Raw genomic sequence first — 13,701 nt, 5'->3', positions numbered from 1 at the left:
TAAAAAACTCAACAAATAGGGTATTGTATAAATTAACTTCAAGACTTTCACAATAGTTGATATGTAAATTTACAAAAAAATGTTAAAATTTTAAGAAAATGCCTATAATATTTAACCTATCCGATGATAATTTCCCAATATTTTACGAACGAAGTGTTAAAATATATCTAGAAGGGGTTGTTGCAAGGTGTTTTTTAAATGATTTATTAAAAGTTACCTTATTATTAAAACCAACCTCATAGGCTACCTCTATTATATTTAGATTATTATTTGTATCCATCTTTAAAATTTCTGAAGCTTCATTTATTCTGTATTTATTAATTAATTCGAAAAAGTTCAAATTAAAATGTTCATTTATAATTTGAGAAGTATTGTGTCTTGACGTGCCTAAGCTTTCAGAAAGATAATTCAAGTTAATATCATTCATTCTATAAATATGTTCTTGCTCAAGTAAATATAAAAGCCGGTCTTTTAACTCTTCAGAATATCTTACGGTAAGTCCCGATTTTTTATATTTATTTTTTCCCTCTAATGATTCAATAGAAAATAATTTAGGACTTAAAAATGAAGAAAACCCAATGTATAATACCATACTAGCCATGGTTATAATCTGAAAGTTAAATAAAATATCAGATTTAGGTATAAAATTCATAATTGTTAAACCATAGATAAGGTATGAAACAATATATACTTCTGTAAAACCAACTAACATCCTTAACCATCTTTGAACAGAAATTGAAAAAGCAGCAATCTTGCTTTTTGAATTTATATATACCTTTAAAATCAAATACCCATAAAATGCTAAGGAAATTATTTTAGTGGTTACTATATAATTTAAATAAGGAGTGCTATCCAATACCCCAACCTTTAACATTATTCTCAATTTTTCTTCTCCTGGCAAAAGAAGAATAGGTAACATTAAAATAAATATTATAAATGAAGGAAATGCATGCAACAAATCAATTTTTCTAAATCTATAATTTATAGAAACTCGCTTGAAATAAAAATAAATCAATGGTCCATATAAATACACACTAAGTGATGACATGTATAAAACATTTGGCACTCTAAATTGCAAATTCGTTAAGAATAAAAACAAATGAAAAATAAATAATGAATTGATAATTACAAATGCACTCACTAAATACTTGGCAGTATTATCCTGGCTTTTTTTCATTAACAATATAATTCCAATAAAAAAACCTACAAGGCATGAAAAAAGATAGAAAAAATGCAACCAGCTAATATTCATACTATATTGTTCTCTCAATAGAATAAAAGATTCATTGTTAAAGTATGAATCAAAGTAACCAGATTCTAAAAACACTGTATTACCTGAATATTTAATATATTCATCTACATATTTAATAGCATTATTTACATCATTATTTTTTGCTGCAAAAATCGCTAATTCTTTAAATGCTAAAGTAGAATCCCTACTAAATTTTGATTCGTCGATCTTTTGAGTAAACATTAAAGAATTAAGGAAAGAATTTTCATTAAGTGTGATTACACTACTAGAATCATTTTGCAAAGTTGTCGCAAGTAAATTATTATCGGGAAATAATAATACTAGTAACAAACAAAGAAATAGCGCTCTATTTAGTTTTGCTATTATCATAATGGTTGGTTTCTTTTTCTCTATCTTAAAGATACAACTTGTTTCTTAAAATCAAAGGTTTAGAGTAATTCCCGATAATAGTTTACCTCTGAATTTATAAATTTTTAAATCAAATAAATCAAAATACTATTGACACACAGTAGATAAGAAAAGTTTTTTCTATTTATGAATTCAATGCTAAAGACATTTAAAAACAGTGTTTTTTATAAAGAAATGTTAAAAATGAGTGTCAAAAAGATACACTAAACTTGCCATAGCAGCGCCTCCTAATTCTAATTCTCTTTTGTTTACAGCTTCAAAAATATCGTTTGCAGCATGATGATAATCAAAATAACGCTGAGAATCTGGACGTAATCCTACCAATACAATTCCATCCTTTTTTAAAGGACCGATATCAGCTCCACTGCCACCTTTTTCAAAAAAGTGCACTAAATAGGGTTTAAATAATTGTTTCCAAGACACTATCTTTTTAAAAGAAGATTCATCACAATCAAATGAAAAACCTTGAGGACTAAAACCTCCAGCATCACTTTCTAATGCAAAAATGTGATCTTCCTTTTTATTTTTTGCATCTAAAGCATATTTTTTACCTCCTCGTAATCCATTTTCTTCATTCATAAATAAAACAACACGAATAGAATTTTTAGGTTTATAATTAATTTTTTTAAACAACCTTAGAACTTCCATCGATTGAACACAACCAGCACCATCATCATGTGATCCATCTCCTAAATCCCACGAATCTAAATGACCTCCAACCACAATAAATTTATTAGGGTTTTCAGATCCAGTAATTTCCCCAATTACATTATAAGATTGTACATCAGGAAATGTTCTACATGTCTGATTAAAATAAAATTTAAGTTTCGGTTGTAATTTAAGTGTACTACTTAAATAGTTAGCTCCATTTGTACTAATAGCACAGGCGGGTATTCTTAAATTAGGCGCTAAATCTCCATAAGTCATAGAACCTGTATGAGGAAAATCATCTTTACGTAAATTCATGGAACGAACTACTACCCCAACTGCACCATATTTTGCAGCTTCCATAGCACCTGCATACCGTTGATCTACACAACCTCCATACGCTTTGAATGTCTGAATTAAATTTGCCTGCATAGGACGATTATAAAAAACAATTTTTCCTTTTATATTTTCTTCGCCTAATTTTTCAATTTCATCTAAACTAGTTACTTCAATTACTTGAGCTTTTAAACCTCCTAGCGGAGTTGAAACCGAACCCCCTAAAGCACAGATATCTGTTGTAGATGTTACGCCTGGTGCGGTTTCGATATAAGCATATTCTTTCGCTCCTCTTGTCCATTTTGGCACCATGACAGGTTGCAACCAAACTTTATCTAATCCTAATTCTTTAAGTTCTGTTTCTGTATACTTTACTGCTTTTTCAGCATGAAGTGAACCCGAAAGTCTACCTCCTATCTGATTAGATAAATAATCTAACCAATCGTAACTTTTACCTTCTAATAGAGCTGTATCATAAATTTTCTTTATAATTAACGAATCTTCTTTGTTTACATTTTGACTATAAGTCTGAAATGATACTAAAGAAATGATGGCTAGGAAAAATAGATTCTTCATACGGTTTTATAGTATTTTATTCGTTTTCGAGTTCATTTTTATATACTGAAATTTTTGCTTTTATTTCCGGCTCTAATTCAGGCTCTTTAATATCATTATAGGTACTTAATTCGCTTAAAAGAATTGAAGCAACAATACATCTAGCTGCAGGTTTATTATCTGCAGGAATTATATACCAAGGGGCATGTACTTTTGATGTTCTATTAATTACATCTTGGTAACAGTCTTTGTATATATCCCATAACTTCCTTTCTTTAAGGTCCCCTGGAGAAAACTTCCAATTTTTGTTTGGTTTATTTAAACGTCTAAGAAGTCTGTTTTTTTGTTCTTCCTTGGAAAGGTTTAAAAAGAATTTAAAGATTAAAGTTCCATTCTCAGCTATGGATTTTTCAAAAGCATTTATTTGTTCAAAACGACTGTCCCAAAATTCAGAACTTACATCTTCAATAGTATGTATACTTGGTAAATTTTCTCCTAGAATATAATTAGGATGCACTCTTGTTACCAAAACATTTTCATAATGAGTTCTGTTAAAAACAGCAAACTTACCTCTTGCAGGTAGGGCAATATAATGCCTCCAAAGGTAATCGTGGTTTAATTCTAGTTCTGTGGGTACTTTAAAACTATGCACCACAACACCTCTAGCATTAAAATCTTTAAAAACTTCACGAATTAAACTATCTTTTCCTGAAGTATCCATTCCCTGCAAACACACTAACACTGCATATTTACCATGAGCATAAAGTCGATCTTGTAATTCGCCTAATTGTACACGGGTGGTTTCTAATTCTTTTTCTAATTCTTTTTTTGAAAGATTAAAATCTTCGACACTTTTCTGTTTTGAAAGATCAATTGAAGTTTCAATTTTATAGTCTGAAATAGTAACTCTTTCCATATTCAAATTTATTTAGAAGCAAATAATTTTACATCCTGCTCACTTACTTCCGGGCCACTTAATATTATTAAACGTTCTACTACATTCCTTAATTCACGAATATTCCCTGTCCAATCATACTCTTGTAATAATGCTATTGCTTTTTTTGAAAAATCTTTAATTGTAGTACCCTGTTCTTCAGCAATTTTTTTACTAAAATGTTCAATTAACATCGGAATATCATCTCTTCGATCATTTAATGAAGGAACTTTTATTAAAATAACAGCTAATCGATGGTATAAATCTTCTCTGAAGTTTCCTTCTGAAATTTCTTTTTTAAGGTCTTTATTCGTTGCTGCAATAACTCTAACATCTACCTTAATATCTTTATCACTTCCAACTCTACTTATTCTACTTTCTTGCAAAGCTCTTAGTACTTTTGCTTGCGCAGATAAGCTCATATCGCCAATTTCATCTAAAAAAATTGTTCCGCCATTTGCAGCTTCAAATTTTCCAGCCCTATCACTACTCGCTCCAGTAAAACTTCCTTTTTTATGTCCAAAGAGTTCACTTTCTATTAATTCACTAGGAATTGCAGCACAATTTACTTCAACTAAAGAACCCTTTGAGCGTTGACTCTTTTCATGTAACCAATGAGCAACCAATTCTTTACCTGTTCCATTAGAACCTGTAATTAATACTCTTGCTTCAGTAGGAGCCACCTTCTCAATCATATCTTTTATCTGAATAATAGCAGGAGATTCTCCAATCATTTCATATTTCTTACTCACCTTCTTTTTAAGGCGTGTATTCTCAACTACTAGTTCTTTACTGTCTAAAGCGATACGTACTGTATTCAATAATCTATTTAAATCGGGTGGTTTCGAAATATAATCGAATGCTCCTAAACGCATTGTATTAACGGCAGTATCTAAATCACCATGCCCTGAAATCATTACGATTGGTGTTTCAGGTTTAATTTTTTTTAATGCTTCTAATACTTCAACACCGTCCATTTTTGGCATTTTTATATCACATAAAACTAAATCAAAATCTTCTTTTCTTATGCGCTCAATTCCTACTAAACCATCTTCTGCTTCAGATACATGATAGGTATTATTTTCTTCGGAAAGAATTTTAACCAACACTCTTCGAATCGCCGCTTCATCTTCTATAATCAATATTTTTGACATAAATATTCTTCTCTTTTTTTGAATTAATTTTTCGCTGTTAAGATAGATAGTATTTATAAAACTAAACAGAAGACAGTCTTAAGTTTCTCTTAAAAGTATTTTTATTTTTTCGACTGAAATAAATGCACGTCGCGTTGAGGAAACGGAATAGTAATATTATTTTCTCTAAATAAAGCATCAATTGCATATCTAACATCACTTTTAACAAAAGGCACTTCAAAACTTTTATTTACATAAAAGTATACACTAAAATTTAAAGATGAGTCACCAAAATCTTCAAAAGCCACAAAAGGTTTGGGTTTTTTTAAAACTCCATTTCGCTCGATAACACTTTGTAATAGAAGCGCTGTTACTTTTTCTGTTTCACTTCCATAAGCCACCCCAACTTTTACACACTCTCTTGTAGTTTTTCCATTTTGGGTGTAATTATAAACCGAATTACTTATAAACTTATGATTAGGTATAATTATTATTTTATTATCTCTAGTGACTGCTCTGGTAGTTCTAAGTTTAATTTCAAGCACTTTCCCAACTTTATCTTCCACTTCTACTACATCACCGACCATTAATGATTTATCAAAAATGATTAATATTCCACCTATAATATCTTGAAATAATTCTTGTAAAGCTAGACCCAAACCAACTAAAAGGGCTGCTGAGGCTGCTAAAAATGGAGTAATGTTAATTCCTGTCATACTCAAAATGACAAAAAATACAATAATAAAAGTTACGTAATTAATAAACTTAAAAACACTAAAAAATTTATTCTTATCAATTTCATCTAATTTTCGAGTAAAAAAGATTCGAATCCCCTTTAACACAAAACTAGCTACAAAAATCGAAACAAATAATAAAAGAACAATACCGATAGTTAGATGAATTGTGTTTTCACCTTTTCCAATATGAAATCCAAGATCTAAAAACTCTTTAATAGATCCCCATATATCTTCTTTTACAACTTCTGCTATTTTCTCTGAAACTTCTTGTTCTTGCACGAATATTAATATTTAAGCCACTTTAGCAATTCTTTATAGCTTGCCTTTTTACCATACATTAAAATACCTACACGATAAATTTTTGCTGCAAACCATACTGTGCCTATAAATGTAGCAAATAATATTAGCAATGAAAGGATTTGTTGCCATAAAGGTACACCAAAAGGAATTCGCATTAACATTACTACAGGTGAGGTAAATGGTATAAAAGAAAATATTTGTGAAACTGTACCGTGAGGGTTTTCAATAACAGTGAAAAAGCCAACATAAATACCTATTATTAAAGGCAATAAAACTGGCAACATAAATTGTTGTGTATCCGTTTCACTATCAACAGCAGCACCAATAGCTGCATATAAAGAACTATATAGAAGATACCCTCCAATAAAAAATAATAAAAACATGATTATCAAATTTGCTAAGGGTAAAGCATAAATTTCATAAATAATTGTTTGAAGCATTTCTTGAGAGTTTAATTCTGAATTTTGGACTAGCATTTCTTGCTGACTAGCTTGCACAGCAGTAGGATCTATTCCAAATATTAAAGATACAACTGTGCTTAAAATACCTAATAAAATAACCCAAGCTAAAAACTGTGTTATACCAGCAAGGGAAGTACCAATAATTTTACCTAGAAGTAATTTAATTGGTTTTACTGAAGAAATAATTATTTCGATTATTCTACTTGTTTTTTCTTCTATAACACTTCGCATGATCATGTTACCATAGATAATGATAAACATGAATAATAAATATCCTGCAGCACCTCCAAAGGCAAGTTTTAATATAGAACCTAATTTAGACGTTTCTTGTCCTTGAAAAGTTTCTTGTTTTGTATTGATATAAACACGCAATTCTTTTATTGCTTTTGAATCAATTCCAGCTTCCTTTAGTTTTAAATCATTTACTTTTTCTTCAATTTCATCCTCAATATTTTTCATTACAATAAGCGAAGGTGATTCCGTAGAGAAAAAAACAATAGATTCAGAAAAACCATCAATGTTTTCAACCTTTGGAATATACAATAATCCGTATTTTTCTGATTCTTCCGTATTTATTTTAGCTTCAATTAATGAAACATTAGAAAGTTTTTCAAAATGAATACTTTCCGTATTTTCAAATAAATTGACAAACAATCCACTTTCATCTAATACCTGAATTGTATTTACATTGTCATTATTTAATTGCGATAAGTATGCAACTAATGTAAAAATACCAACCATAATGATTGGAGTTAAAAAAGTCATTATTATGAATGACTTATTTCTTACCTTATTAAGGTATTCTCGTTTTATAATAAGAGGTAGATGATTCATACTACGGAATTAATTATTTTGAACTGTTTCAATAAAAATATCACTAGCCGAAGGAATAACTTCTTTAAAATGGGTTAACATACCTAATGTAGTTAGATAGCTCACTAAATCATTTGAAGAAGCTGTTTCTGAAATCTTAATTTTATACTGCAACTCATTATTAATAGTTTTTAATGAAGTAGGGAGTACTTCAAATTTTTGCTTTAATACCTCATCGATAGAAGCAGGGTTATTTGGAATAATTGCTATCTCGTACATGTTTGATTTATAGGCTCTTTTAATATCTATTAATTTACCATCCAGCACTTTATTTGATTGATGAATCAAAGCAATATGATCGCACATTTCTTCAACAGATTCCATTCGATGTGTTGAAAATATTACCGTCGCACCTTCATCTCGAAGACGCAATATTTCGTCTTTGATTAGATTTGCATTAATAGGGTCAAATCCACTAAATGGTTCATCGAATATTAGCAATTTAGGTTGATGCAAAACAGTGACTACAAATTGTATTTTTTGCGCCATCCCTTTCGATAATTCTTGAATCTTTTTATCCCACCAATCGCCAATTTCTAATCTTTCGAACCAATATTTCAATCGTTGCTTTGCTTCTTTTTTTGTCAAGCCTTTTAACTGTGCTAAATACATTACTTGCTCACCAACTTTCATCGATTTATACAAGCCTCTTTCCTCAGGCAAATAACCAATATGCTTTATATGTTCTGGATGTAAAGGTTCTCCATCTAAAAAAACAGAACCTGTATCTGGCATAGTAATTTGATTAATAATCCGAATTAAAGTCGTTTTACCTGCTCCATTTGGACCTAATAATCCAAAAACACTGCCTTTTGGCACTTCTATAGTTACGTCATTCAATGCTTTAAATTCACCGAAGGATTTTGAAACATTTTTAGCTACTAAGAGATGATTCATATAAACTTTACTTTTTTATAATTTCAATTGCTGATTATTCAGCTAGTTTGATTATTTCAATACTACATTTGTTTGTAAATGAATAACTCTTTTTGTTACACTTTTACAAAAGATATCTTATTTTTAATTTTATAAAATTTACAAATTAACACCTAACCACCTTATTAACAGGATCTAAATTAGTCGTAAAAGCAAAACCCACCCTCAAATTGCTTAAAGGGTGGGAAAAAATTGCTATGAAAAAGAAAATATCACTAATAGCATTAGTGATTCTCAAATATATATAAAATATATTAATTATAGGGGGTTTAAGTAAACATATCTTTAACTTTTTCAAAAAATGACTTGTCTTCCTTTTCTGGATTAGGCTGAAAATTGCTGTCACCATTCATTTTTTCAAAAAATTCCTTTTGTTCTTTATTTAGGGTTTTGGGAGTCCAAACATTTACATGAACTAACAAATCACCCGCTCCATAATTATTTATACTCGGAATACCTTTATTACGTAATCTTAGTATTTTTCCACTTTGAACACCAGTTTCAATTTTAATTCTCACTTTACCAGTCACTGCATCGATCTCTTTTGAGGTCCCTAGTGCAGCTTCGGAAAAACTAATATAAAGGTCATGATGTAAATTATCTCCTTCTCTTTGTAATGTTGGATGTGGTTGTTCTTCTATTGCAACTAATAAATCTCCAGAAATACCATTTCCAGGTGCTTCATTTCCCTTACCTGACACTTTTAATTGCATTCCTTCAACAACTCCTGCTGGAATTTTTATAGAAACTGTTTCTTCTGTAGATAACATTCCATGCGCATCTGCATTGTTTGGCTTAGAGTCAATGGTTTGCCCACTACCACTACAAGTATTACAAGGTGCAGAAGTTTGCATTCTACCTAATATTGTATTCTGGATTCGTGTAACTTGCCCCTGCCCATTACAGGTTGTACATGTTTTATATGTGGTTCCTTGCGCTACCTTTTTACGTTTTACTTTGATTTTCTTTTCAACACCATTTGCAATTTCTTCTAAAGTTAATTTTACACGGATGCGTAAATTACTTCCTTTCATTTGTGCTCGACCTCTGCCTCCGCCAAAGCCTCCAAAGCCTCCGCCTCCGCCTCCACCGAAAATATCGCCAAATTGACTAAAGATATCATCCATATTCATGCCTCCAGCACCACCGCCAAAGCCACCACCACCTCCGCCATTCTCAAAGGCCTGATGTCCGTAACGATCGTATTTAGCTTTCTTATCAGCATCACTTAAAACTTCATAAGCTTCAGCAGCTTTCTTAAATTTCTCTTCAGCTGAAGAGTCTCCAGGATTTTTATCGGGATGAAACTCAATCGCTTTTTTACGGTATGCCTTTTTAATTTCGGTTGCCGATGCATCCTTAGAGATACCTAATATTACGTAAAAATCTTGTTTTGCCATGTTGTATATTATTGACCAATAACTACTTTAGGGTAGCGAATTATTTTATCTCCAATTGCATAACCTTTTTCAATTACGTCAATTATTTTTCCTTTTAATTTTTTATTTGGAGCTGGTATTTGGGTAATTGCTTCGTGATTATCCGCATTAAAAACATCTCCTTGTTTAGTTTCAACAACTTCTAATCCTTTCGATTTTAATGCTTCACGAAGTTTATTGCTTATCAATTCAACTCCTTTAAAATGACTTTCATCACCTGTTTTATTTAATTCATTTAAAGCGCGATCAAAATCATCCAACACAGGTAACATAGATTCTATTACTCCTTGACCTGCTGTTTTATATAAATCAATTCGTTCTCTTGCAGTTCTTTTCTTAAAATTTTCAAATTCTGCAAAAAGACGCAAATTTCTATCTTTTTCCTTATCAAGATCCGCTTGTAAAACTTCTAAAGGATCTGTAGTTTCTTCCTTTGTTTCTTTTACTGTCGAAGCCTCTTTTTCATTCACTTCTGTTTCTTCTGAAACAAACGCTTCTTCCGTTTTATCTTTTGTACTCATCAATGCGTATTTTTTATCGTTTTTTTTAAGGATACAAAAGTTCTGCCATTTCTTTAAAAATGTCAAAATGTCATTGTTTTTTTAAGGCATTCAACAGGTGGATCATACTTTAGAAAAACTCGAATACTAATCCATTTTACTTGCTCTTAGCATTTCTCTTTTTCCAGGAGGCCCAGGCAATCTTTCGACTTTAAATCCAACAACCTGCATTGCACGACGTACGCTACCTTTTGCAGAATAAGTTACCAAAACGCCGTTATGTTTTAATGAATCATACATTTTTTGAAATATCTCTTCTGTCCACAATTCTGGTTGTATTCTAGCTCCAAATGCATCAAAGTAGATAAGATCAAATGTATTTTTATCCTTTATTTCTGAAAAATATTGGTTCCTTTTTATTACCGTGAAATCTGATGCTACTTCGGTCTCAATTTCCCAAGGCGAAGAATGTAAATCTAAAAAATCTTCTTTTGAAGTTTTAAGCTGTTGGCAATAATTTAATTGATTGATTTCAGAACTAACAACAGGATATGCCTCTACTCCAGTATAATGTGTGGTTACCTCTCTTTTTCGTGATTCAATTAAAGTAATTAATGCATTTAATCCCGTTCCAAATCCGATTTCAAGAATATTTATGTTGCTAGATTGAAATTTATTCAGAAAATAAAAAAAGCCCATCTCGATAAAAACGTGATAGGCTTCCTGTATAGCACCATGTCTGGAATGATATTGTTCATCCCATTCTGGTAAGTGAATGGTCGAAGAACCATCAGATGTCGTAATTATTTTACGTTCCAACGCGCTATTGAATTAAAATGAATGAAAATATTTTCATTATTTACATTTTTACTAATACACCATCTGCTTCAAAAGAAAGTGTTTTTTGTACTTCAGTAATTGCTTCAATTTCTTCTTTCGATCTTCCTGCATCTTCAGCATAATGTCTTTGTTCCTCTACTGAAACTTCAGCAACAAAAGCTTTCCCATTAACAACCACTTCTTTTCCAGCAATGTTTTTTGGCATAAAAAAACCATAGTCTTTAAACTTCACCATTGTTTCATCATCACCTAAATCTAAACGCATCCAACAGCCTTTTGCTTGGCAAACTTCATTTACTTTTGCTTCAAATTTAACTATAGCTGTATCTCCTGCTTTTAGCGTCTTATACTTTTCAATTATTTCTAAACTAGACAATGCACCCTCTGCATTAATTTCCGCTCCAAATGGAGCATAGTTAACTTCCTGCATAGCAATCTCTTTAGCTGCAATTTTATCTGAACTTTTATCAGATTTACAAGAGATAATTAGTAATGAAAGGCAAATAACTGCGACTAATTTTTTCATCCTTAATAGTTTTAATTTTTAATGTATATAAACGAATAATATACTACAAAATTAAGATTTTTCCAATTATAAAATACCCTAATTTTTAACTACTTTTGCATTGAATCCAACTATGTATATGAGCTCAATCACACACAAAAATGTTTCTGTAGAAAAAATAACTACTTCAAAAATTGATCAAGTTGATTTTAGCAACTTAGTTTTTGGAAAACAGTTTACAGATCATATGTTTGAATGTGATTATATTGATGGTTCGTGGCAAAATCCTACGATTAAACCATTTGGAAATATCACTCTTTCTCCCGCTGCAAAAGTATTTCATTATGGTCAAGCCGTATTTGAAGGAATGAAAGCCTATAAAGATGATGATAACAAAGTGTGGCTATTTCGTCCTTTAGAAAATTTTAAACGGATTAATAAATCGTCTGTACGTTTAGCTATTCCAGAATTTCCTGAAGATTTTTTCCTTGAAGGACTTGAAACAATACTAAATCTTGACAAAGATTGGATTAAGAAAGGGGAAGGAAATTCATTATACATTCGCCCTTTTGTTATTGCAACAGAAAGTGGAGTTGCTGCAGCCCCTGCTTTAGAGTATAAATTTATGATTTTACTTTCTCCGGTACAAGCGTACTATAAAGGAGAAGTGAAAGTAGTAATCGCACAAAGTTTTAGTAGAGCTGCCGATGGAGGTGTTGGTGCAGTAAAAGCAGCCGGAAATTATGCTGCTCAGTTTTACCCAACAAATCTTGCAAAAGAGCAAGGCTTTGAGCAAGTCATTTGGACGGATGCGAATGAGCATAAGTATCTAGAGGAAGCTGGAACAATGAATGTTTTTTTCAGAATTAATGATACTTTAATCACCGCTCCTAACAACGATCGAATATTAGACGGTATCACTAGAAAAAGTGTCATTTCACTTGCTGAATTAAAAGGTATTTCAGTTGAGGTTCGCCGAATTACGGTAACCGAACTTATTGAAGCTTCTAAAAATGGTTCTTTAAAAGAAATTTTTGGTTCTGGAACTGCCGCTGTAATTAGTCCCGTTTCTGCCTTTAGTTATGACCAGAAGGTATATAACCTTCCAAAAGTGGATGATAGTAATCGTTTTTCTACTCTTTTTAAAACGAAATTGATGGACATACAATATAATAGATCTGAAGATCCATTTCATTGGAGGCATGAGGTGAAATAGCTGTAAGCAAAATTAAAATATTGAATAGTTACTTACCTATTATATGATTTTACTTTTTAATCTTTGACCACCAAGTGTTTATCAAAGGTAATAATGCAGTAGAAATAATTCACCCCTTGTGTTATATCTGTTTGTCAAATAGTTAAGATCAAGTCTATATTCTTTGTTCTAAAAGCGGAGCGGTCTAAAATCGTTATTAAGCAAATATCACTTATCTAAAATTGCTTTAATATTGGGTTTAAAATAATTTGGCCCTTTCAATACTTTTCCATCTTCACGGAAGATAGGTTTTCCGTCTTCACCCAATTTACTCATGTTACTGCGTTGAATTTCATTAAAAACTTCTTCAATTTTTTCTTGCATTCCATGTTCTATGATGGTTCCACATAATATGTATAACATATCACCCAAAGCATCAGCAACCTCAACTAAATCATTATCCTTTGCAGCCTCTAGGTATTCTTCGTTTTCTTCTTTCATTAAGTTGAAGCGGAGCAAGTTTTTCTCTTTATTTAAATTGGCTGTAGGTGAATTTTCACTACCCAAACCAAAGGTATCATGAAATAGTTGTACCGCAGATATTTTATTCTTCATATTAATTGCCCGATAAGTCGGGTTACTTATTAAT

The 13,701-nt window shown here is 31.1% G+C and carries 13 protein-coding genes; 1 reads left to right on the top strand and 12 read right to left on the bottom strand.

The genetic code is table 11. The features are described 5' to 3' along the window. Positions 1-142: 142 nt before the first annotated feature. The 11 genes from ABXT64_RS08170 to ABXT64_RS08120 all read right to left on the bottom strand — a co-directional run bounded on the left by ABXT64_RS08170 (position 143) and on the right by ABXT64_RS08120 (position 11,878). Entirely contained in the window at positions 143-1,621 is a 1,479-nt protein-coding gene (locus tag ABXT64_RS08170; RefSeq protein WP_443632439.1) for a helix-turn-helix domain-containing protein, read from the bottom strand. A gap of 216 nt (positions 1,622-1,837) precedes the next feature. After that, complete coding sequence (locus ABXT64_RS08165; RefSeq protein ID WP_443632438.1) at positions 1,838-3,220, bottom strand: M28 family peptidase; 1,383 nt, start codon at positions 3,218-3,220, stop codon at positions 1,838-1,840. Positions 3,221-3,236: 16 nt separating this feature from the next. Continuing rightward, complete coding sequence (locus tag ABXT64_RS08160; protein WP_443632437.1) at positions 3,237-4,115, bottom strand: PPK2 family polyphosphate kinase; 879 nt, start codon at positions 4,113-4,115, stop codon at positions 3,237-3,239. Between the two features lie 8 nt (positions 4,116-4,123). Then, positions 4,124-5,287, bottom strand: coding sequence for a sigma-54-dependent transcriptional regulator (locus ABXT64_RS08155; RefSeq protein ID WP_443632436.1), 1,164 nt, complete (start codon positions 5,285-5,287; stop codon positions 4,124-4,126). A gap of 101 nt (positions 5,288-5,388) precedes the next feature. After that, a complete protein-coding gene (locus tag ABXT64_RS08150) occupies positions 5,389-6,282 on the bottom strand; it encodes a mechanosensitive ion channel family protein (protein ID WP_443632435.1) in 894 nt (297 codons plus the stop codon). Between the two features lie 5 nt (positions 6,283-6,287). Further along, complete coding sequence (locus ABXT64_RS08145; RefSeq protein WP_443632434.1) at positions 6,288-7,598, bottom strand: ABC transporter permease; 1,311 nt, start codon at positions 7,596-7,598, stop codon at positions 6,288-6,290. A 9-nt stretch (positions 7,599-7,607) separates the two neighbouring features. After that, on the bottom strand, positions 7,608-8,534 hold the full coding sequence (locus tag ABXT64_RS08140; RefSeq protein WP_443632433.1) for an ABC transporter ATP-binding protein: 927 nt from the start codon (positions 8,532-8,534) through the stop codon (positions 7,608-7,610). Positions 8,535-8,842: 308 nt separating this feature from the next. After that, positions 8,843-9,973, bottom strand: coding sequence for a molecular chaperone DnaJ (gene dnaJ, locus ABXT64_RS08135; RefSeq protein WP_443632432.1), 1,131 nt, complete (start codon positions 9,971-9,973; stop codon positions 8,843-8,845). Positions 9,974-9,981: 8 nt separating this feature from the next. Further along, complete coding sequence (locus ABXT64_RS08130; RefSeq protein ID WP_443632431.1) at positions 9,982-10,533, bottom strand: nucleotide exchange factor GrpE; 552 nt, start codon at positions 10,531-10,533, stop codon at positions 9,982-9,984. A 126-nt stretch (positions 10,534-10,659) separates the two neighbouring features. Beyond that, entirely contained in the window at positions 10,660-11,331 is a 672-nt protein-coding gene (gene mnmD / locus ABXT64_RS08125; protein WP_443632430.1) for a tRNA (5-methylaminomethyl-2-thiouridine)(34)-methyltransferase MnmD, read from the bottom strand. 40 nt (positions 11,332-11,371) lie between these two features. Next, on the bottom strand, positions 11,372-11,878 hold the full coding sequence (locus ABXT64_RS08120; RefSeq protein ID WP_443632429.1) for a DUF4920 domain-containing protein: 507 nt from the start codon (positions 11,876-11,878) through the stop codon (positions 11,372-11,374). A gap of 118 nt (positions 11,879-11,996) precedes the next feature. Between ABXT64_RS08120 and ABXT64_RS08115 the strand changes: the two genes are divergently transcribed. Next, positions 11,997-13,073 carry a branched-chain amino acid aminotransferase gene (locus ABXT64_RS08115; RefSeq protein WP_443632428.1) on the top strand — a complete coding sequence of 359 codons (1,077 nt, stop codon included), beginning with the start codon at positions 11,997-11,999 and terminating at the stop codon, positions 13,071-13,073. A 207-nt stretch (positions 13,074-13,280) separates the two neighbouring features. Here ABXT64_RS08115 and ABXT64_RS08110 read toward each other — a convergent pair whose 3' ends face one another. Then, positions 13,281-13,667 carry a hypothetical protein gene (locus ABXT64_RS08110; RefSeq protein ID WP_443632427.1) on the bottom strand — a complete coding sequence of 129 codons (387 nt, stop codon included), beginning with the start codon at positions 13,665-13,667 and terminating at the stop codon, positions 13,281-13,283. Positions 13,668-13,701: the final 34 nt, after the last annotated feature.

This window comes from Candidatus Marifrigoribacter sp. Uisw_064 (genome assembly GCF_047730175.1).
Lineage (GTDB): Bacteria > Bacteroidota > Bacteroidia > Flavobacteriales > Flavobacteriaceae > Marifrigoribacter.
Note: the sequence above shows the minus strand (reverse complement) of the source record. Positions and strands in the feature narration are given on the sequence as shown.

Coding starts and splice junctions, on each gene's coding strand:
- ABXT64_RS08170 (WP_443632439.1), bottom strand. CDS start 1,621: ATGATAATAGCAAAACTAAATAGAGCGCTATTTCTTTGTTTGTTACTA.
- ABXT64_RS08165 (WP_443632438.1), bottom strand. CDS start 3,220: ATGAAGAATCTATTTTTCCTAGCCATCATTTCTTTAGTATCATTTCAG.
- ABXT64_RS08160 (WP_443632437.1), bottom strand. CDS start 4,115: ATGGAAAGAGTTACTATTTCAGACTATAAAATTGAAACTTCAATTGAT.
- ABXT64_RS08155 (WP_443632436.1), bottom strand. CDS start 5,287: ATGTCAAAAATATTGATTATAGAAGATGAAGCGGCGATTCGAAGAGTG.
- ABXT64_RS08145 (WP_443632434.1), bottom strand. CDS start 7,598: ATGAATCATCTACCTCTTATTATAAAACGAGAATACCTTAATAAGGTA.
- ABXT64_RS08140 (WP_443632433.1), bottom strand. CDS start 8,534: ATGAATCATCTCTTAGTAGCTAAAAATGTTTCAAAATCCTTCGGTGAA.
- dnaJ (WP_443632432.1), bottom strand. CDS start 9,973: ATGGCAAAACAAGATTTTTACGTAATATTAGGTATCTCTAAGGATGCA.
- ABXT64_RS08130 (WP_443632431.1), bottom strand. CDS start 10,533: ATGAGTACAAAAGATAAAACGGAAGAAGCGTTTGTTTCAGAAGAAACA.
- ABXT64_RS08120 (WP_443632429.1), bottom strand. CDS start 11,878: ATGAAAAAATTAGTCGCAGTTATTTGCCTTTCATTACTAATTATCTCT.
- ABXT64_RS08115 (WP_443632428.1), top strand. CDS start 11,997: ATGAGCTCAATCACACACAAAAATGTTTCTGTAGAAAAAATAACTACT.
- ABXT64_RS08110 (WP_443632427.1), bottom strand. CDS start 13,667: ATGAAGAATAAAATATCTGCGGTACAACTATTTCATGATACCTTTGGT.